20 protein-coding genes are annotated in these 19,096 nt (G+C 73.5%); 5 read left to right on the top strand and 15 right to left on the bottom strand.

Features of this window, described 5'->3' with window-relative positions:
- Positions 1-63 precede the first annotated feature (63 nt).
- Positions 64-1,896 carry an MFS transporter gene (locus tag ACZ6RC_RS25925; RefSeq protein WP_391144506.1) on the bottom strand — a complete coding sequence of 611 codons (1,833 nt, stop codon included), beginning with the start codon at positions 1,894-1,896 and terminating at the stop codon, positions 64-66.
- 404 nt (positions 1,897-2,300) lie between these two features.
- Between ACZ6RC_RS25925 and ACZ6RC_RS25930 the strand changes: the two genes are divergently transcribed.
- Entirely contained in the window at positions 2,301-3,302 is a 1,002-nt protein-coding gene (locus ACZ6RC_RS25930; protein ID WP_391144505.1) for a phosphatase PAP2 family protein, read from the top strand.
- Between the two features lie 119 nt (positions 3,303-3,421).
- Here the strand turns inward: ACZ6RC_RS25930 and ACZ6RC_RS25935 are convergent, their stop codons facing one another.
- From ACZ6RC_RS25935 to ACZ6RC_RS25950, 4 genes are all read right to left on the bottom strand, one after another.
- The gene (locus ACZ6RC_RS25935; protein ID WP_391144503.1) at positions 3,422-3,640 is read right to left on the bottom strand and encodes an I78 family peptidase inhibitor; all 219 of its coding nucleotides are present in this window, start codon (positions 3,638-3,640) and stop codon (positions 3,422-3,424) included.
- Positions 3,641-3,946: 306 nt separating this feature from the next.
- Positions 3,947-4,996, bottom strand: a complete 1,050-nt coding sequence (locus tag ACZ6RC_RS25940) for a helix-turn-helix transcriptional regulator (RefSeq protein WP_469587411.1) — start codon at positions 4,994-4,996, stop codon at positions 3,947-3,949.
- A 154-nt stretch (positions 4,997-5,150) separates the two neighbouring features.
- Positions 5,151-6,425 (bottom strand): glycosyltransferase family 4 protein, encoded by a 1,275-nt coding sequence (locus ACZ6RC_RS25945; RefSeq protein ID WP_469587413.1) that lies wholly within the window; start codon positions 6,423-6,425, stop codon positions 5,151-5,153.
- A gap of 137 nt (positions 6,426-6,562) precedes the next feature.
- On the bottom strand, positions 6,563-7,384 hold the full coding sequence (locus tag ACZ6RC_RS25950; RefSeq protein ID WP_469587416.1) for a LysM peptidoglycan-binding domain-containing protein: 822 nt from the start codon (positions 7,382-7,384) through the stop codon (positions 6,563-6,565).
- Positions 7,385-7,606: 222 nt separating this feature from the next.
- Here ACZ6RC_RS25950 and ACZ6RC_RS25955 point away from each other — a divergent pair, with 222 nt between their 5' ends.
- Both ACZ6RC_RS25955 and ACZ6RC_RS25960 read left to right on the top strand, forming a co-directional pair.
- Complete coding sequence (locus tag ACZ6RC_RS25955; RefSeq protein ID WP_391144495.1) at positions 7,607-8,389, top strand: hypothetical protein; 783 nt, start codon at positions 7,607-7,609, stop codon at positions 8,387-8,389.
- A gap of 182 nt (positions 8,390-8,571) precedes the next feature.
- Entirely contained in the window at positions 8,572-8,838 is a 267-nt protein-coding gene (locus tag ACZ6RC_RS25960; RefSeq protein ID WP_453619647.1) for a hypothetical protein, read from the top strand.
- 115 nt (positions 8,839-8,953) lie between these two features.
- Here ACZ6RC_RS25960 and der read toward each other — a convergent pair whose 3' ends face one another.
- From der to aroH, 5 genes are all read right to left on the bottom strand, one after another.
- Positions 8,954-10,402 (bottom strand): ribosome biogenesis GTPase Der, encoded by a 1,449-nt coding sequence (gene der, locus ACZ6RC_RS25965; RefSeq protein ID WP_391144493.1) that lies wholly within the window; start codon positions 10,400-10,402, stop codon positions 8,954-8,956.
- Positions 10,403-10,473: 71 nt separating this feature from the next.
- Positions 10,474-11,160 carry a lysophospholipid acyltransferase family protein gene (locus ACZ6RC_RS25970; protein WP_391144491.1) on the bottom strand — a complete coding sequence of 229 codons (687 nt, stop codon included), beginning with the start codon at positions 11,158-11,160 and terminating at the stop codon, positions 10,474-10,476.
- A complete protein-coding gene (cmk, locus tag ACZ6RC_RS25975; protein ID WP_391144490.1) occupies positions 11,115-11,801 on the bottom strand; it encodes a (d)CMP kinase in 687 nt (228 codons plus the stop codon). Before cmk ends, ACZ6RC_RS25970 begins: the two co-directional genes overlap by 46 nt.
- Positions 11,802-11,899: 98 nt before the next feature.
- Positions 11,900-12,988 carry a prephenate dehydrogenase gene (locus tag ACZ6RC_RS25980; RefSeq protein ID WP_391144488.1) on the bottom strand — a complete coding sequence of 363 codons (1,089 nt, stop codon included), beginning with the start codon at positions 12,986-12,988 and terminating at the stop codon, positions 11,900-11,902.
- On the bottom strand, positions 12,985-13,347 hold the full coding sequence (gene aroH / locus ACZ6RC_RS25985) for a chorismate mutase (protein ID WP_469587424.1): 363 nt from the start codon (positions 13,345-13,347) through the stop codon (positions 12,985-12,987). Before aroH ends, ACZ6RC_RS25980 begins: the two co-directional genes overlap by 4 nt.
- A 211-nt stretch (positions 13,348-13,558) precedes the next feature.
- Here aroH and ACZ6RC_RS25990 point away from each other — a divergent pair, with 211 nt between their 5' ends.
- Together ACZ6RC_RS25990 and ACZ6RC_RS25995 are read left to right on the top strand one after the other, a co-directional pair.
- Positions 13,559-14,071: a Rieske (2Fe-2S) protein gene (locus ACZ6RC_RS25990; RefSeq protein ID WP_469587427.1), complete on the top strand. Its 513-nt coding sequence runs from the start codon at positions 13,559-13,561 to the stop codon at positions 14,069-14,071.
- A 10-nt stretch (positions 14,072-14,081) separates the two neighbouring features.
- Positions 14,082-14,834: a nucleotidyltransferase domain-containing protein gene (locus ACZ6RC_RS25995; RefSeq protein WP_469587430.1), complete on the top strand. Its 753-nt coding sequence runs from the start codon at positions 14,082-14,084 to the stop codon at positions 14,832-14,834.
- Here ACZ6RC_RS25995 and ACZ6RC_RS26000 read toward each other — a convergent pair.
- From ACZ6RC_RS26000 to pnuC, 5 genes are read right to left on the bottom strand one after another with little or no spacing between them, the layout of a single operon-like run.
- The gene (locus tag ACZ6RC_RS26000; protein ID WP_469587433.1) at positions 14,751-15,518 is read right to left on the bottom strand and encodes a nucleotidyltransferase domain-containing protein; all 768 of its coding nucleotides are present in this window, start codon (positions 15,516-15,518) and stop codon (positions 14,751-14,753) included. The genes ACZ6RC_RS25995 and ACZ6RC_RS26000 overlap by 84 nt on opposite strands.
- A gap of 3 nt (positions 15,519-15,521) precedes the next feature.
- Complete coding sequence (locus ACZ6RC_RS26005; protein ID WP_469587436.1) at positions 15,522-16,553, bottom strand: ADP-ribosylglycohydrolase family protein; 1,032 nt, start codon at positions 16,551-16,553, stop codon at positions 15,522-15,524.
- The gene (locus tag ACZ6RC_RS26010; protein ID WP_469587439.1) at positions 16,550-17,302 is read right to left on the bottom strand and encodes an NUDIX hydrolase; all 753 of its coding nucleotides are present in this window, start codon (positions 17,300-17,302) and stop codon (positions 16,550-16,552) included. The genes ACZ6RC_RS26005 and ACZ6RC_RS26010 overlap by 4 nt, the downstream gene beginning before the upstream one ends.
- Positions 17,299-18,378 carry an AAA family ATPase gene (locus ACZ6RC_RS26015; protein WP_469587442.1) on the bottom strand — a complete coding sequence of 360 codons (1,080 nt, stop codon included), beginning with the start codon at positions 18,376-18,378 and terminating at the stop codon, positions 17,299-17,301. Before ACZ6RC_RS26015 ends, ACZ6RC_RS26010 begins: the two co-directional genes overlap by 4 nt.
- Entirely contained in the window at positions 18,375-19,028 is a 654-nt protein-coding gene (pnuC, locus tag ACZ6RC_RS26020; protein WP_469587445.1) for a nicotinamide riboside transporter PnuC, read from the bottom strand. Before pnuC ends, ACZ6RC_RS26015 begins: the two co-directional genes overlap by 4 nt.
- Between the last annotated feature and the right edge of the window lie 68 nt (positions 19,029-19,096).

Genomic DNA, 19,096 nt, shown 5'->3' on the forward strand with positions numbered 1-19,096 from the left:
CGGCCGGACCTGTCTCGTCCCGACCGGTGAGCGCCCCGCCCGGCCGTACGTCGCCGCTCCCGTTCAGCGCGCGGTGCGCCCGGATCCGGCCCGCTCGACGTGTTCACGTTCGACCGGCCGACGGCCCGCGGACTCCCGCGCGGCTGCTTCGCGCCCGAGGGCCTCGCAGCCGACGGCCGCGCGGCCCGCGGCACCGCCCTCCGCTCCTTCACCGACACCGTGCCCGCGACCGGCGGGCTCCGCCGCTCCGCGCCCGCGTCCCACGGGCTCGCTGCGCAGGGGCTCGCGCGTCGCCGGCACCCGTACCGCGTCGCGGGCGTCCGCGATCACCGGGAAGGCGGCCGGGTCCTCCGCCTCCACCGGGCACTCCATGACCCGGGGCAGCCGCAGCGCCATCAGCGCGCCGAGGAGCAGCAGCCCGGCACTGACGAGGAGCGTCACGTGCAGGCCGTTCACGAAGGCGTGCCGGGCCGCGTGGTACAGCGCCGTCCCGGCGGTGCCGCCGAGCCGGTCGGCGACCTGGTAGGCCTCGCCGAGCGAGTTCGCGGCGGCCCGGCCCGCTTCGGCCGGGACGCCCGGCACGGCGGCGAGGCCGGGGCCGTACGACGCGTTCATCACGCTGCCCAGCAGGGCGATGCCCATGCCCGCGCCGAGCTGGTACGAGGTCTCGCCGATCGCCGCCGCCCCGCCCGCGCTCTCCGGCGGGGCCTCGCTGAGCATCGACTCGTATGCCGAGAAGAGCGTCGTCTGCAGGCCGAAGCCGAGCAGGACGAAGCCGACGGTGAGCAGCAGCGGCCGGTCGTCCTGGCCCATCATGACCAGCAGCAGGACGGCCGCGGCCGTGAGGACGAAGCCCCAGCCGACCATCCGGCGCGGGCCGATGCGGCGCAGCGTGTACGAGCCGGTGGCGCCGGCCGCCATGGCGGCGAAGGTGAGGGGCAGCAGGCGCAGCCCCGTCTCCAGGGGGCTCAGTCCGAGGACCAGCTGGAGGTACTGGACGGCGATCAGCTCCAGGCCGACCAGGGCCAGCATGGCGAGCACGATGCAGCCGACGGAGGTGGTGAACGCGGGCCGGGAGAACAGCCGCATGTCGACCAGCGGATGCTTCCGGCGCCGCTGGCGCCGTACGAAGAGGATCAGGAGCGCCGCGCCGAGGAGCAGCGGCCCCGCGGTCTCGAGGGAGAGCGGCGGGTCGCCGGCGCCGATCCGCTTCACGCCGAGGACCGCGCCGAGGACGCCGGCCGCCGCCATCAGCGCGCCGAGGATGTCCCAGGGGCCGTCGCCGCCGCCCTTGGACTCCGGGAGCAGCCAGCGGCCGGCCGGGAGGATCAGCGCCATCAGCGGGATGTTGATCAGGAAGACCGAGCCCCACCAGTAGTGCTCGACGAGGAAGCCGCCGAGGACCGGTCCTGTAGCGGCGCCGACCGCGGCGACGGCGGTCCAGATGCCGATGGCGGTGGCGCGCTCCCGCCGGTCGGGGAAGACCGCCCGGAGGATCGACAGGGTGGCGGGCATGATCATGGCGCCGCCGACACCGAGCAGGGCGCGGGCCCCGATCAGCACCTCGGGGACGGTCGCCAGGGCGGCGACCGCGGAGGCGACCCCGAACAGCGCGTAACCGAGCAGGAGCACCCGGCGCCGTCCGACCCGGTCGCCGAGCGTGCCGAAGAGGATCAGCAGTGAGGCGCAGATCAGGGGGTAGGCGTCCACGATCCAGAGGAGCGCGGTGGAGCTGGGGCGCAGGTCCTCGGTGAGGGAGGGGACGGCGACGTGGAGGACGGTGGCGTCCAGGGCGACCAGCAGCAGGCTGACGCAGAGGACGACGAGGACGACCCAGCGGTTGGCACCGCCGCCGGCGGCCCGGAGCCGTGCTCCGGCCGTGATCGTCCGCTGCATGTCCGTACCTCCCAGTGAATCTCTCGCGCTCGGCGGTCGCCGACCGGGGCGCGCGGCCTCGTGGCGGCCCGGCATCGACGGGCGAGTGAGCCGTCAGCGTACGCGAGTTCAAGGCCCGAGCGCGTGGTGCAGCTCTCACCCCGGCGGGCCGGGGAGTGTGTCGTACGCCACTCCGGGGCGCCGCGTGTCGCGTGGAATTCCGCGCGGACAAGCGTGTGGGGCATTTCCCCGGCGTACAAACAGACTTCCGGAAAGTCGCCTCCGGCATTCGGGCGGAAGCTCATCGGATTCTCAGACCGGGGCCGGGAAAAACCCCCCGGTTGAGACCAACTCCACATCACATCGTCATCACGAAGAGACCGGATCGACCAGGGTCGCTACTCACTCCCTGTAACGTCGATTGGGTGCGTACCGACATCTTTGCCCGGCTGGACCGGGAGCCGGAACCGCCGAAGATAGAGGTCCCGCGGATGACCCGCACGCGTCTCGCCCTCTTCGGCGGGACGTCGGCGTTCTATCTCGCCATCGTGGTGGCCGTGCTGCTGTCGTCCTGGCTGGTGACCCTCGACTGGAAGATCATGCTCTTCCGTCCCTACCAGCAGTGGCCGGAGCTGCACGCCTTCCTCGACTACTACGTGGTCCTCGGTCAGCGCGGCCCCACAGCCGTGATGGTGGCGGCCTGGCTGGGCTGGCGCTCATGGCGCCAGCACACGCTGCGGCCGCTGCTCACCCTCGGCGCGGCGCTGCTGCTGCTGAACATCACGGTCGGCGCGGTCAAGATCGGACTCGGCCGTCTCGGCCCCCATTACGCGACGCAGATCGGCTCGGCCGAGCTCTTCGCGGGCGGCGATATATTTCCGTCGGGACACACCGCCAACGCGGTCGTGACCTGGGGAATCCTGGCTTATCTGGCCACGACTCCGCGGGCCCGGCGCTATCTGTCGGCCCTCTCGGCCGTGGTCGCCCTGGGCGTCGGCCTGACCACCGTGTATCTGGGGACGCACTGGCTCAGCGACGTACTGCTGGGCTGGGCCGCCGGCCTGCTGATCCTGCTCGCGCTGCCCTGGTGCGAGCCGCTGATCGCCTGGGCGGAGGCGCTGGTCCTCAGCCTGCGGGACCGGGTGCGCGAGCAGCTGCGGGCCCGTCGCCGTCTGGTGCCCTCGCTGCCCGTCGCGACCGGCGGCCCGCGTCCGGCGCCGTATCCGCGGCGTCCGGCGGCGGCGGAGGAGCCGGTACGGGAGGTCGTCGGGTCCAGAACCGGCAGGGCGGCCCCGGCCGGGCGCGGAGAGGGGCGGCTCGCCCCGCCGCTGGCCGCCCGGCCGCACGCCGTGCGCTCGGAGCGGACCCCGGTCACCCCGGCGGGCAGCCGTCGGCCGCCGCACTCGCGGCCGCTCACGGGTGGCTGAGAACCGCCAGGAGCACCCCGGCACGACCGCATGGAGAAGGGCCCCGGCTTCGGCCGGGGCCCTTCCCTGTGTCCGGCGGTCGCGGCCGCCTCCCGGGTCCGGGAGGGCGTGCGTCCGCGCTAGCCGAGCCAGCAGCGGGTGACGGTGCCGTTGTCCACCTCGAAGTTGAGACGCCCTTCGAGGTACTCCATGGTGATTATCGAACCGGGCGGAAGCGAGCGCACCACGCTCCAGCCACGGGCCTTGGCGAGCTGCTCGGCGCGTTCGGCGTCGAGCCCCACGTAGGACTCCGCGGAGCCGTCTTCGGGCGGTACGGGAGAGGTCGGCTTGGGTGTCATGTGCCCACGGTAGGCGGCGTCGGACGGTGACGGAAGCGCGGGGTGTTCGAGAGGCCCGAACTACCTCATGTACCTCACCGGTCACGCTTGTGTCACAGGTTCTCGACATATGTTTGACAAGAACATCATCACTCGATCAGGCGGTTTCCGGCCGTTTCTCCGGCAATTCAGGGACTCATAGCGAAGGTGCCGCAGAAGCCCGGCAATTCCCCTGTCCGGCCCGTGCGGACGGAATTGACGGAGCGCCACGCCCCCGGGCCGCATTACGACGGCCGACGGCCATTCGACCCCGCACACCACGGCGGATCAGCTCTCGGCCGAAGCCGTATCGGGATCCGCGCCGAGAACCGGATCAGGGGCTTGAGCGGCGCTCTGAGCAGGGGCGCGGCCGCCGGGAGCCCGGCCGAGGGCGCGGTCGATACGGTCCCTGATCGTCCGCATCCGTTCGTCCAGGCCGGGCGGATCGATCACCTCGAACTCCAGGCCCATCAGCGCCACGTGCATCAGCAGATAGTCCGGGTTCGCGGCACCGGTGCGGAGCAGGCAGGCGTCCTCGCCGTCCGCCTCCAGGACGCCGTCCATGGGCCCCACGACCGTGGCCGCCTCCGCGAGGGGGACGTGCAGCCGGAAGGTCGCCTCCAGGGCGTAGGCGGCCGTGGAGACGCCCTTCGAGACATAGGCGGCGAGGTCCTCTGCGGGCGGTTCGCGGGGCGGGAACCGCGGGCCGTGGGGCGGCGTGGGCTCGATCCGGTCGGCACGGAACGTACGCCAGCCCGCCCGGTCCACGTCCCAGGCGACCAGGTACCAGCGGCGCTCGGTGCACACCAGGCGGTGCGGCTCGACCGTGCGGCGGCTGGTGGCGCCGCCGTGGTCCCGGTACGCAAAGCGGAGCCGTTCGCTGTCCCGGCAGGCGGCCACCAGCTCGGTGAGGACCGCCGGGTCGACCGGGCTTCCGGGTGTGCGGAGCATCGGCACGGTGTAGGCGTTCAGGGCGCTCACCCGGCGCCGCAACCGGCCGGGCAGGACCTGCTCCAGCTTGGCCAGGGCGCGTACGGAGGTCTCGCCGATGCCCTCGATGCCCTGGCCGGCGGCCGTGCGGAGCCCGACGGCGACGGCGACGGCCTCCTCGTCGTCCAGGAGCAGCGGGGGGAGTTCGGCGCCCGCGCCGAGCTGGTACCCGCCCCCGGTACCCGGGCTGGCGTTGACGGGATAGCCGAGCTCGCGCAGCCGGTCGACGTCCCGCCGCACGGTCCGCGGGGTGACACCGAGCCGGTCGGCGAGATCGGCGCCGGACCATTCGCGGTGGGCCTGCAGTAGTGAGAGCAGGCGCAGCAGTCGTGCGGAGGTCTCCAACATGGGGCCGAGTCTGCCAGCCGTCGCGGACAGCTACGGTCCTCGATGAAAGGCGCTACCCCGGGCGAGGCGCTACCCCGGACCGTAGGGAACCGCCCCCGACCGCCCGGGGCCGCCGAGCCGGGCACCGAAGCCGGGGGCGCCGGGCCGGGTGGGGTCAGCGGAAGCGGCGGACCAGCGTGCCGGCCTTCGCCTTCGCGGTGTAGACGGCGTCGATCGCGGTGCCGATCGTGCGGTGCAGGGCGTCCCGCACGGCTCCGTGGTGGCGGGCGCGGGCGCCCCGGGCGGTGAGGGCGGACCAGATCTCCTCGTGCCGGGCGGCGATCCGGACCGGGTCGAAGCGCTCGGAGGCCGCCAGGGCGGCGCGCGCGGTCTTCGCGCGCAGTTCGTCGTCGTCGATCAGCTCCCGCAGGGCGCGGGCGATCGCGGCCGTGTCGTCGACCGGCACGAGGCGGCCGTCGACGCCGTCCTCGATGATCTCCCGGGGGCCGTGCGGGCAGTCGGTGGAGACGACCGGCAGTCCGCACCGCATCGCCTCGACGATGGTCATCCCGAAGGACTCCCGCCGGGAGGTGACGGCCGCGAGCGAGCCCTTGGCCCACTCCGGCTCCATCGGGTTGGCGGTGCCCATGAGGAAGACGTTCTCGCCGAGACCGAGCCGCTCGATCTGCCGGGCGAGCGTCTTCTTCAGGTTGTCGGCGGCGTCACCGGTGCCGTAGATCCGCAGCCGCCAGTCGGGACGGGCCGCGGCCACCTCGGCGAAGGCGTCGATGAGCACGTCGTACCGCTTGACGGGGGTCAGCCGCCCCGCCGCGACGACGATCTTCGCCGCGGGGTCCGCCGGCGGCACGCTCGGCGCGGGGACGCTGTTGGGGACGGCGTCGATCCGGACGTCCGGCAGGGCGAGCGCGCGGTACGAGCGGGCGTCGGCCTCGGTGACGGTGGTGACGGCGTCCAGGAGGGCGTAGTGGTGCCCGATGTCGCGGCGGAGCCGGTAGCTGTGGCCGTCGAGGATGAGGTGCTCCTGGCCGATCAGGACCGGGCCGCGCCGGGCCTGCCGGGCCAGCTGCACGTTGAGGCCGGGGCGCGTGGCGACCACCACGTCGGCCTCGACGGTCCTCAGGTGCTCGCCGATCCGGGTGTCGGTGAGGGCGCTGTACTGCTTCCACCGGCCGTCGCCGCGCGGGAAGACCCGGGCGGGCCGGGAGAAGTCGGGGTGACCGCCGTCGTAACCGGGGCTGTTCTTCCGTAGGTCGACGAGGTGGCGCAGCGTCACTCCGGCGGGGACGCCGAGGATCGGTTCGTCGCGGTGGCGGAACACCGAGACGATCTCCACCTCGTGACGCTCCGCCAGCACCTGGGCGAGGGTGAACGTCGTCCGGATGGTGCCGCCGATGTGGTAGCCGTTGTGGAGCAGAAAGGAGATGCGCATCGTGCTGCCGGTTCCCCCCGGTGAATGGGTCGGTCGTGGCGACTGTACTGCGTGGCCGCCCGCCCCTTCACGGTCGGTAGCCGCCTGGGAGGCGGCGGCACGGCCGGTGCCGCCGCCTCCCGTCCGGTCCAACCGGCCTACAGGGGTGCGATCTTCAGCATGGTGCCGGTCACGATGCGGTTCGGGTCGGGGCCGATCAGGGTGCGGTTCGCCTCGTACAGCGCCTTCCAGCCCCCGCTGATCCCGAAGCGCCGGGCGATCGAGCTGAGGGTGTCCCCCGGCTGGACCACGTGGGCGCGTCCGCTCAGTCCGTACCGTCGGGAGCAGACCGGCCAGGCGTTCCAGCCCTGGATCCGCAGGACGTCCTCCGCGACCGTGATCTGCTGCTGACGGGTCGCCAGGTCGGCGCGCGCGGCGTGGCGCAGGCCGCCGAACTCCACCCAGGTCGACTGCCGGAACTGCAGGCCGCCGTAGAAGCCGTTGCCGGTGTTCGTGTTCCAGCGGCCGCCGCTCTCGCACTCGGCGACGCAGCCCCAGGGCCACTGGTCCTCTGCGCACGAGGCGGCCGACGCGGGCGGGGCGCCGGACGCCGGCGGGCCGCCCGACCCCGGTGCGGTGCCGGGATCCTCGGTCGCCTCGGGGGCGTCCGCGCCGCCGGGGTCCGCCGGGCCGTCGGAGTCCGCCGGCCCGCCGGGGCCCTCGGTCCTGGGCGGGTCCCAGGGAGCGTCGGAGCCCCACGGGCCGTCGGCCCACGGGATCCCCGGGGTCCACGCGGTGTCAGGGGCCCACGGGACGACCGGGATCCAGGGCGCCGACGGGCGCCCGGGGACCCCCGGCAGAGCGGGAAGCCCGGGCACGCCCGGGGCTCCGGAGGCTCCGGGACGCGGCGGAGGTCCGTCCGCTCGGGCCGGCGCCGGGAGCAGGGCCAGCAGAGCGGCGGAGCACACACCGGCTGTCATCCATACGATTTTCGACATCGACGCAGGCTAGGCAGCCCGCCCGCCTCCCGGGCCCGTGCCGCGCGGTACGGGCCGCGCCGCCCACCCGGTCGGAGGTACCGGCGCTCGCGCAACTTGGCGCGCCGCGACGCGTGACCCCGGCAGAGCCTCTCCCGTTGAACTCGTCATGAGACGAGCCGGGATCCGCCCGGTGTCGCACGTACCGAGTCCAGGGAGCCCCCCGTGCCGCGCATGCTCGACGTCAGCGAGGACGTACGCGCCGAGATCGGCGACGAAGAAGCCGACCGGCTGCTCGCCGGCGACAATGCCCCGGGCAGCTACGACTGCACCTCCTGCCGCACGCCGGGCGACTCCGAGCAGGAGCGCACGAGCACCGTGCTGTTCGTCGGCGAGGAGACGGCCGTCCTGGCGTTCGCCCACGCCAGCTGCATCCCCTCGCAGGTCGTCCAGGTCGCCGAGGAGCAGCTCCAGGGTGCCGTCCGTTCCATCGCCGCGACGGACGCGGCGGACGCGCTCACGGCCGCCCACCCGGAGCAGGCGGTCCTCGGGGTGACCAGTGGTCTCGTGCTGATCGAGGGTGAGCTGCACCCGGCGCTGGTCGTCGAGCCGACCGCGCCCGTCGCGCGTCCGGGGTCGGACGGGCTGAGCGACGAGTTCCTGCCGCTGCTGATCGAGCAGGGTTTCGCGCCGGTGTCCGACCTGAACCGGAAGCCGGGCACGCTGCCGGGCTGGTCCGTGCTCGTGGCCATGGGCCAGCTGCACTCCGTGCTCCAGCCCGGTGCGGGCGGCCACGGCCAGGCCGCCTGGTGGCAGGCCCACCAGCCGCTCCAGGTGACGGAGGGCTGGCGCGCGGCGGCGAACAAGTCGCACACGGTCCTGGTCTTCGCCGCGCCGGTGGGTTCGATCGGGCAGCAGCCGCGCGAGGACCTGCTGCGCGACGCGCTGGAGAAGGCGGCGGCCAACGGCCGTCTGGTCGCGGCCGCGATGCCGCTGGCCGGCACGTGAGGGAGCACGGTCGTCCCGGCTTAGGGGCGGCGGGGCACGGCCCCGGGGGTCCGACGGTCCCCCGCCCCCGGCGGGCGGCTCTTTCCGAGGGCCGCCCGCATCCGACGGACGACGGTGTCGTTGGCACATACGTGCACACATACGACCCACTCCGTCAGCCCTATCCGAGTCAGATCCCTTCGATGCGTCCCGCGCAGGACGTGATGGCGGGCGAGTCGGCGACGCCGATCTACGACGCCCTGTACTCGGAGTACCGCCGGTCGTTCCGCGCCCTGCCGGGTGACCGCAGCGGCGAGGAGGATCTGACCTTCCGGGCCTTCGGTACGCAGGTGGGCTCGGGACTGCACGGGCACTACGGCCACCGGCACGCGGCGCAGCCGGCGGCGTGGTCGGCGCAGCACCACCACCTCCCGGCGGCCCTTCCGCCGGGGCCCCGCAGAGGTCTGTAGGACGGACGGCGGGGGTACGGGGTACGGCCGAGGGCCGGGGCGACGCGCCCCGGCCCTCGGCCTTTGTCGTCCTCCGCCTCCGCGAAGGACGCGCGACCGCATCGCGGTCCCGCGGCTACTTCTTGCGGCCGCGCTTCTCGCGCACGCGCACCGAGATGTGGATCGGGGTGCCCTCGAAGCCGAACTCCTCGCGCAGCCGGCGCTCGACGAAGCGGCGGTAGCCGTGCTCCAGGAAGCCGGAGGCGAAGAGGACGAACCGGGGCGGCTTGGTGCCCGCCTGCGTGCCGAAGAGGATGCGGGGCTGCTTGCCGCCGCGGATCGGGTGCGGGTGGGCGGCGACCAGCTCGCCGAGGAAGGCGTTCAGACGGCCGGTGGGGACGCGGGTCTCCCAGCCGGCGAGCGCGGTCTCGATCGCCGGGACCAGCCGGTCCATGTGGCGGCCGGTCTTGGCGGAGACGTTGACCCGGGGCGCCCAGGAGACCTGCTGCATCTCGGTCTCGATCTCGCGCTCCAGGTAGTAGCGCCGCTCCTCGTCCAGCTCGTCCCACTTGTTGTAGGCGATGACGAGGGCACGCCCGGACTCGACCGCCATCGTGATGATGCGCTGGTCCTGGACCGAGATGCTGTCCGTGGTGTCGATCAGGACGACGGCGACCTCGGCCTTCTCGATCGCGGCCGCGGTCCGCAGGGAGGCGTAGTAGTCCGCGCCTTCCTGGAGGTGGACCTTCTTGCGGATGCCGGCGGTGTCCACGAACTTCCACGTGATGCCGCCGAGCTCGATCAGCTCGTCGACCGGGTCGCGGGTGGTGCCGGCCAGCTCGTTGACGACGACGCGGTCCTCACCGGCGACCTTGTTGAGGAGCGAGGACTTGCCGACGTTCGGACGGCCGATGAGCGCGATGCGGCGCGGGCCGCCGACGGCGTTGCCGAAGGTCTGCTCGGGGGCCTCGGGCAGCGCCTCCAGGACGGCGTCGAGCATGTCGCCCGTACCGCGGCCGTGCAGGGAGGAGACGGGGTGCGGCTCGCCGAGACCGAGCGACCACAGGGCGGTGGCGTCGGCCTCGCCGGACGGGCCGTCGACCTTGTTGGCGCAGAGCACGACGGGCTTGCCGGCCCGGCGCAGCAGCTTGACGACGGCCTCGTCGGTGTCGGTGGCGCCGACGGTGGCGTCGACCACGAAGACACAGGCGTCGGCGGCCTCGATGGCGTACTCCGCCTGGGCGGCGACGGAGGCGTCGATGCCGAGGACGTCCTGCTCCCAGCCGCCGGTGTCGACGACCTTGAAGCGGCGGCCGGCCCATTCGGCCTCGTAGGTGACGCGGTCGCGGGTGACGCCCGGCTTGTCCTCGACGACGGCCTCGCGGCGGCCGATGATCCGGTTCACCAGGGTCGACTTGCCGACGTTGGGGCGGCCGACGACGGCGAGTACGGGGAGCGGGCCGTGCCCGGCCTCCTCGATCGCGCCTTCGACCTCCTCGACGTCGAAGCCCTCGTCCGCGGCGAGCTCCATGAACTCCGCGTACTCGGCATCGCCAAGCGCCCCGTGGTCGTGCTGGTCGTTCATGAAGTCCGTTCCTTGATCATTCGTGGTCGGTGGGGTGCCCGAGCCTCGGGGCCCACTACTCAGAGTCTCGCTCAGCGCCCGGTGAGGCGCCTGGCGTTTTTCAGGTGGGCGGTGAGCCGCTCCTGAATGCGTATGGTGGCGTCGTCGAGCGCCTTGCGGGTGCGGCGGCCGCTCCCGTCCCCCGCCTCGAAGGCGTCGCCGAAGACGACGTCCACGCCGCTGCGCAGCGGAGGCAGTGCCTTGACCAACCGTCCGGGGCGGTCGGAACTTCCCAGCACCGCGACCGGGACGATCGGCGCACCGCTGCGGAGGGCGAAGTAGGCGAGCCCGGCGCGCAGCGAGGCGAAGTCGCCTTCGCCGCGGGTGCCCTCGGGGAAGATCCCGAGGACGCCGCCGTGGTCCAGGACCGCGAGGGCGTTGGCGATCGCGGTCCGGTCGGCGGTGGCCCGGTCCACCTTGAGCTGCCCGATCCCTTCCAGGAAGGGGCCGAGGGGGCCGATGAAGGCTTCCTTCTTGATCAGGAAGTGCACCGGCCGGGGGGCGGTGCCCATCAGCATGGGCCCGTCGATGTTGTGGGCGTGGTTGACGGCGAAGATGACGGGCCCGGAGGCCGGCACCCGCCAGGCGCCCAGGACGCGCGGCTTCCACAGGCCGTACATCAGCCCGATGCCGATGCCGCGCCCCACGGCGGCGCCCTTCGCGGAGGGCAGGGTCACCGCGCGGCCGCCCTCTTCTCCTCGACCAGCGTGACGACGCATTCGATGACCTGGTCGAGGGTGAGGTCGGTGGTGTCGACCTCGACGGCGTCGTCGGCCTTGGCCAGCGGAGACGTCTTGCGGCTGGAGTCGGCCGCGTCCCGCTTGACCAGGGCCTGCCGGGTGGCGGCCACGTCGGCGCCCTTCAGCTCGCCGGAGCGGCGTGCGGCGCGGGCCTCGGGGGAGGCCGTGAGGAAGATCTTGAGGTCGGCGTCGGGGAGGACGGTCGTACCGATGTCCCGTCCCTCGACGACGATGCCGCCGTCCGCGCTCCGGGCGATGGTCCGCTGGAGCTCGGTGATGAGGGACCGCACCTCGGGGACGGCGCTGACGGCGCTGACCTTGGCGGTGACCTCTTCGGTACGGATGGGTCCGGCGGCGTCGGTCCCGTCGACGGTGATCGTCGGGCGGGCCGGGTCCGTACCGGAGACGATGACGGGCTTGGCGGCGGCGTTGGCGACGGCGTCGGCGTCCTGGACGTCGACGCCGTTGCTGATCATCCACCAGGTGATGGCGCGGTACTGGGCGCCGGTGTCCAGGTAGCTCAGTCCCAGCTTGGCGGCAACCGCCTTCGAGGTGCTCGACTTGCCCGTGCCGGAGGGCCCGTCGATGGCGACGATCACGGTTTCCACGGTGGGGAACACCTTCCTGGGTACGCGGTGAGGCCCATCGGATGCGGGGGGCCACCCCAAGGTTACCGATTCCCGCGCACCCATTCGGCCCAGCGGGCGGGACGACCGCGTCACCCCGCCCGCAGTGCCCAGCCCCGCTCCTGCAGCGCCGCCCCCAGGACGGGGGCCGCGGAGGGCTCCACCATCAGCTGGACCAGGCCCGCCTGCTGCCCGGTGGCGTGCTCGATGCGGACGTCCTCGATGTTGACACCCGCGCGGCCCGCGTCCGCGAAGATGCGGGCCAGCTCGCCCGGCTGGTCGCTGATGAGGACGGCGACCGTCTCGTACTGGGCCGGGGCGGCGCCGTGCTTGCCGGGGACGCGCGCGCGGCCGGCGTTGCCCCGCCGCAGGACGTCCTCGACGCCCGTGGCGCCGCCGCGGCGCTCGGTCGCGTCCGCGGACTGCAGCGCGCGCAGCGCCTGGACCGTCTCGTCCAGGTCGGCCGCGACGCCCGCGAGGACGTCGGCGACCGGTCCGGGGTTCGCCGAGAGGATCTCCACCCACATGCGGGGGTCGGAGGCCGCGATCCGGGTGACGTCCCGGATGCCCTGGCCGCAGAGCCGTACCGCAGTCTCGTCCGCCTCCTCGAGCCGTGCGGCCACCATCGACGACACCAGCTGCGGGGTGTGGGAGACGAGCGCGACCGCCCGGTCGTGGGCGTCCGCGTCCATGACGACCGGTACGGCGCGGCAGAGCGCGACCAGCTCCAGGGCCAGGTTCAGGACCTCGGTGTCGGTGTCCCGGGTGGGGGTGAGCACCCAGGGCCGTCCTTCGAAGAGGTCGGCGGTCGCGGCGAGCGGCCCCGAGCGCTCCTTGCCGGACATCGGGTGGGTGCCGATGTAGGCGGTGAGGTCGACGCCCAGCTCCGTCAGCTCCCGCTTGGGGCCGCCCTTGACGCTCGCGACGTCGAGGTAGCCGCGGGCGAGGCCGTCCCCGATCGCGGCGGCGAGGGTGCGCGCCACGTGCGCGGGCGGTACGGCGATGATCGCGAGGTCGACGGGCCCCTCGGGCGCCTCGTCCGTGCCGGCGCCGAGGGCGGCGGCCGTCCGGGCGCGGGCCGGGTCGTGGTCGCGGAGGTGGACGGCGACGCCCCGGCCGGCGAGGGCGAGGGCGGCGGAGGTCCCGATCAGTCCGGTGCCGATGACGAGCGCGGTCCTCACTGGGCGATGTCCTTGCGCAGGGCCGCGGCGGCGCCGAGGTAGACGTGGGCGACGTCCGGCTTGGGGAGGTCGGACTCGACGTGGGCGAGGAGGCGTACGACCCTCGGCATGGCGCCCTCGATGTCCAGCTCCTGCGCGCAGATCAGGGGGACGTCGACGATGCCGATCCGGCGGGCCGCGGCGGCCGGGAAGTCGCTGTGGAGGTCGGGGGTGGCCGTGAACCAGATGCTGATCAGGTCGTCGGCGGTGAGCCCGTTGCGCTCCAGGACGGCGGTGAGCAGCTCCTCGACCTGCTCGTGCATGTGTCCGGCCTCGTCCCGTTCCAGCTGGACGGCGCCTCGGACCGCTCGTACCGCCACGTCGTGCTCCTTCGAAATGCGATCAGTGCTCCGATCAGCGTAGTGACCCTCTCAGGGGCCGGTTCGCGGCGACCGCCCTCCGAGACAGGGTCACTGTCGCTCCGGCGGGGCCGGGCCGCCACTCGGCGCGGGCGGCCGTGCGGGGGAGCCGGGGGGCCGGGTCCAGGCGTGTTGCCGCGCGGCGGCGGGGCGCGTCGCCAAGCTGGAGGGCATGAATCCAGAAGCTCCCGACGTCGCACCGGCCCCCGACGTCACGCCCCGCCGTTCCGTGCTGTTCGCCGGCGCCGGTTCGGTCGCCGCCCTGGCCACCGGCTGCGGCTCGGGCGGGGGCGAGGACGGCACCGCGACGGCCAGTCCGACGGCGGGCACGGACGGCTCACCGTCGCCGTCCGCGTCCGAGCCGGCCGCCTCCTCCCCCGCGGCGTCCGCGCCGGCCGGTGACGCGCTGGCGCGCACCACGCAGATCCCCGTGGGGGGCGGGGCCGTCTTCAAGGAGCGCAAGGTCGTCGTCACCCAGCCGAAGGCCGGCGAGTTCAAGGCCTTCTCGGCGGTCTGCACCCACCAGGGCTGCCTGGTGAACAAGGTCGCGGACGGCACGATCGACTGTCCGTGCCACGGCTCCAAGTTCCGCGTCGCCGACGGTTCGGTGGCCGTGGGCCCGGCGACGCGGCCCCTGCCGGCCGAGCGGATCACCGTGTCCGGGGACCGGATCACCCTGGCGTAGCCTGTCGCCCATGACTCCGGCGGAACTGGTGCGCGACCATACGATCTACTCCTGTGTCATGGGGTCGCGCGCCTTCGGTCTGGAAACCGAGGGGAGCGACACCGACCGTCGGGGCGTCTTCCTCGCCCCGACCCCGCTCTTCTGGCGCTTCGACAAGCCCCCGGCCCAGGCGGAGGGCCCGGGAGAGGAGCAGTTCAGCTGGGAGCTGGAACGCTTCTGCGAGCTGGCCCTGCGCGCCAACCCCAACGTCCTGGAGTGCCTGCACTCCCCCGTGGTCGAGTCCATCGACGCCACCGGCCGCGAGCTGGTCTCGCTGCGGGAGGCGTTCCTGTCCCGCCGGGCGCACCGGACCTTCGTCCGGTACGCGGGCGGGCAGCGCAGGAAGCTCGACGCCGACGTCCGCCAGTACGGCGCGCCGCGCTGGAAGCACGCCATGCATCTGCTGCGGCTGCTGATGAGCTGCCGGGACCTGCTGCGGACCGGTGAGCTGACCATCCACGTCGGCGACGAGCGGGACCGGCTGCTCGCGGTGAAGCGCGGCGAGGTGCCGTGGCCCGAGGTGGAGTCCTGGATGGCCCGCCTCACGGAGGAGGCCGACAGCGCCTCCACCACGAGCCCCCTGCCCGCCGACCCGGACCACGCGCGCGTGGAGGACTTCCTGACGCGCGCCCGCCGCTCCTCAGCGCTCCGCGTCCTCCAGCCGGACGCGGACGACGAGATCGTGCAGGGCGTCGTGCCCGCCGGGAGCCTCGGGCAGCGCTGACCCGGCCTGGGCCGCGTCCAGGACACCGTGGAGCGCCTCCACGTCCCCGCGCACCCGTTCGGCGTCCACGTCGGCGGCACCGTGCTCGGCCGCCGCCTTCGCCTCGATCAGGTCGGGTACGTAGACGGGGGCCTCGGCCACCTCCCCGACGAGTGTGGGCAGGTGGGCCTGCACCTCGCCCGCGCGCATCAGATGGATGCCGGTGAGCAGGGCGCGCAGCGTGTAGAGGAGCGGCTTCAGCTCCCCCGTCCGCTCGAACAGCCGCCACTGCGTGCCCGCGAAGCCGCGGTAGTGGTGCGCGTGGTGTGCGGTGAGCACCCGCGGGGCGAGCGCGGTCAGCTCGGCGTGCACGTCGGTGGTGTGGGCGACCAGCGGGGAGAGCAGCTGCTCCAGTACGTAGCCGTTGCGCCGCAGCATCAGCCGGACGAACTTCCGCAGGTCGTGCGTGACGAGGTCCATCTCGACCCCGTCGCGGTCCCACATCCGGGTCCGTGTCTCCTCGGGCTCGCGCAGCCCGATCAGCCCCGCGACCGGCAACAGGTGGACGCCGCGCAGGTCCACGTCCGAGTCGCGGGAGGGGAAGCCGTACAAGTGGGCGCCGGAGACGGTGGCGAAGACCAGCGGGTCGGGCTGTTCCGCCACGATCGCGGAGAGGTCCGTGGCGGGGGTGAGGGCGAGCGTCATGGATCAAGCGTCCCAGAGGGCGCCCAGGGTCAGGAGGTCGGAGCGGTACTCGATCCGGTCCGTCCAGGCCGCCGGCCAGGCGCCCGGGCCCAGGTGGGCGCCGGCGAAGGCGCCGGTGAGGCAGGCGATCGAGTCGGAGTCGCCCCGGGTGCAGGCGGCCCGGCGCAGGGCGGTGAGGGGCTCGTCGGGGAAGAGCAGGAAGCACAGCAGCCCGGTGGCGAGGGCTTCCTCCGCGATCCAGCCGTCGCCGGTGGCGGCGCACGGGTCCAGCTCCGGGTCGGCCGTGCGCTGGACGGCGTCGAGCCTCTCCAGGACGGCGAGGCACTCGTCCCAGCCCCGCTCGATGAAGTGGCGGGCCGACGGGTCCTGCGCGTACGTCCACAGGTCGCCGAGCCAGGTCTCGTGGTAGCGGGAGCGGTTCTCGTAGGCGTACGAGCGCAGGTGGCCGACGAGCCCGGTCGGGTCGACGCCCTGGGCCAGCAGGTACACGGCCCGGGCCGTGAGGTCGGAGGCGGCCAGCGCCGTGGGGTGTCCGTGGGTGAGCGCGGCCTGGAGCTGGGCCGCGCCGGCGCGCTGCTCCTCTCCGAGACCGGGCACGAGGCCGATCGGGGCGACCCGCATGTTGGCGCCGCAGCCCTTGGACCCGGTCTGGCTCGCCCGCTGCCAGGGGATCTCGGTCGACAGCAGACCGCAGGCCACCATGCAGGTGCGTCCCGGGGCGCGGTCGTTGTCCGGGGAGCGGTACCAGGCGACGAACTCCTCCCTGACCGGCCCGGCCATCCCGGCCGGGGAGAGCACGCCGTGGTCCATGGCGGTGCGCAGACCGCGGCCCAGGGCGAGGGTCATCTGGGTGTCGTCGGTGACGTATGCCGTCCCCGTCCCCTGCCCCTCGCCGGGGAGTGCCATCTCCCGCCAGGGGCCGCACTTCGCCAGGATCGACGGAACGTCGTTGAACTCGGTGGGGAAACCCAGCGCGTCCCCCAGCGCCAGGCCCATCAGTGCGCCGGTCGCGGCCTGCTTCGTCGTCGTCCTCATGGGGTGGTTCGTCCTTCCGGTCGCAGAAGCGGCGGGTGGAGGGCCGTGGCCTCTCCCGCCCGGTAGAGAGCGGCCGGTTTCCCCCGTCCGCCGGTGAGGCGCGGTGGTCCTTCCACGGCCCGGACGAAGCCGGGGGTGGCGAGGACCTTGCGCCGGAAATTGGGCCGGTCGAGTTCGACGCCCCAGACCGTCTCGTACACCTGCCGCAGCTCGCCGAGGGTGAACTCGGGCGGGCAGAAGGCGGTGGCGAGGCAGGTGTACTCGAGCTTGGCGCCGATGCGGTCGCGGGCGTCGGCGAGGATCCGGTCGTGGTCGAAGGCGAGCGGCCCGTGCGTGCCGTACGACGCCCATCGCGCCCGTGCCGCGTCGCCGCCGCCGTGCGGCTCGGGCGGGTCGGGGACGAGGGCGGTGTAGGCGACCGAGACGACCCGCATTCTGGGGTCGCGGTCGGGTTCGCTGTAGGTGCGGAGCTGTTCGAGGTGGAGCCCGGCGACGGTGTCCGCGGCGAGGCCGGTCTCCTCGGCGAGTTCGCGGCGCGCGGCCTGTTCGGAGGACTCGCGGGGCAGGACGAATCCGCCCGGCAGGGCCCAGTCCCCGGCGTACGGCTCCTGGCCGCGCTCCACCAGCAGGACGTGGAGGTGCTGCTCGCGGAGGGTGAAGACGGCGAGGTCGGCGGTGACGGCGAACGGCTCGAAGGCGTGGCGGTCGTAGCCGTCGGGGGCCTGGGCGGGGGCCTGGGCGCGGTTCATCGGCGCTCCGGAAGGGGGTCGGCGAGGTGCCAGCCCTCGGCGAGGAGGGCGTCCACGGCGGCCACCGCGGTCGCCAGCCGCTCCTCGTGCGGGCCGGTGAGGACGGCGGTCCGGCGGCCGCTGTGGGCGAGCTGGGTCACGAAGCGGGCGGTCATCCAGGGGCGCAGGTGCTCGCCGTCGCGCAGTCCGTCGTCCTCGAAGTCGACGCCGTGGTGGTCGGTGAGCAGCCAGAGGTGCTGGCAGCCGCGGGCGGCGATCTGGCCGGTGTCGGCGCTGGCCGTACCGATGTACCGCTCGTGCCAGATGGTGGTGGCGAAGGCGTCGGTGTCGCAGATCAGGACGGGCGATCCGGCGCGGGCGGCCTCCTCCTCCAGCTCGGCCTGGCGCTGGGCGATGACGGGGAAGTCGCTGGAGCGGAAGGTGACGTCCGGCCACGTGGCGCCGGGGCGTTCGGCGCGCAGTTCGGCGAGCTTGAGTTCGCTGTACGCACGGCCGTACTCCGGTACGTACCCGGTGCGGGACCACACTCCGCCGCGCTTGCGGTAGTGGTCGGCGAGGGCGAGGGCCAGGGTGGTGGTGCCGGTGGACTCGGCGCCGAGGACGACGATCCGGCGGGTGAGCGCGGCCCGTACGGGCGGTTCGAGGAACTCCCAGTTGCCCACGGGGTCCTTGCGGACGGCGGTGCCGGAGACGGGGAAGAGCGCACGGTCCGGGTCGACGCAGACGGCGTCGGCGCCGAAGCGGCGGCCCAGCTCCTCGCCGTAGGGCTCGGAGGTGAAGACGGCGTCGACGGGTTCGGGCACGGCGGCACGGAAGACGGCCATGTGGGCGGCCCACACGTCCGGGTCCTGGAGGTCCACGGGGATGTCGTCGACGGCGCCGACGACGAGGACGTCGGGGTGGGTCTCGCGCATCCAGGCGACCCGGTCCTCCAGGGTCAGGGTCTCCACGGAGGAGGCGCAGACGAGGACGGTGAGGCGCTCGCAGCGGTCGCGGGCGGTGCGGACGAGGTGGTGGTGGCCGGCGTGCGGCGGATAGAACTTGCCGAGGACCAGGCCATGGCCGTAGCGCTTCATGCCGCCGCCTCCACCGGGATCGCGCGCCGGGCGGTGAGGTCGCGGTTCCAGTTGCGCAGGCCGAGGACGCAGAGCGTCAGGAAGCCGGCGTACAGCAGGGAGGTCAGGTACAGCTCCTTGTGGGCGTACAGGGGGATGTACACGAGGTCGGCGGCGATCCAGAGCCACCAGGACTCCAGCCGCTTCCGGCACTGGCCGTAGGTCGCCGCCAGGGAGAGCGCGGTGGTCAGGGCGTCCCAGAAGGGGACGGTCGAGTCGGTGGCGCGGTCCAGGAGCAGGGTGAGGGCGAGGGTCCCCACCGCCCCCGCCGTGATCAGCCACGTCCACTCGGTGCGCGAGGTGCGGCGCACCGGGAGGGTGTCGGAGCCTGGTCCACCCCCGTGGGTCCAGGTCCACCAGCCGTACACGGCGAGGGCGATGAAGACGATCTGGAGGCCGGCGTCGGCGTAGAGCCCGGCCTGCGCGAAGAGAAGGATGAAGAAGAGGTTGTTGGCGATGCCGAGGGGCCAGTTGGCCAGGTGCTGGCGGGCGACCAGCCAGACGCAGAGCGCTCCGCTGCCGAAGCCGAGGACCTCGGTCCAGCTGACCGGGGTGTCCAGGACCGTGAAGAGCGGCTGCTGCAGGGGTTCGAGGATGTTCGCGAGGCTCACGCCCGCCTCCTTAAGAGTCACCTTGACTATAAAGGGGGACGGGCTTCGGCCACAAGTGCGATCGGGAC

The organism is Streptomyces sp. NPDC048353, assembly GCF_055587165.1.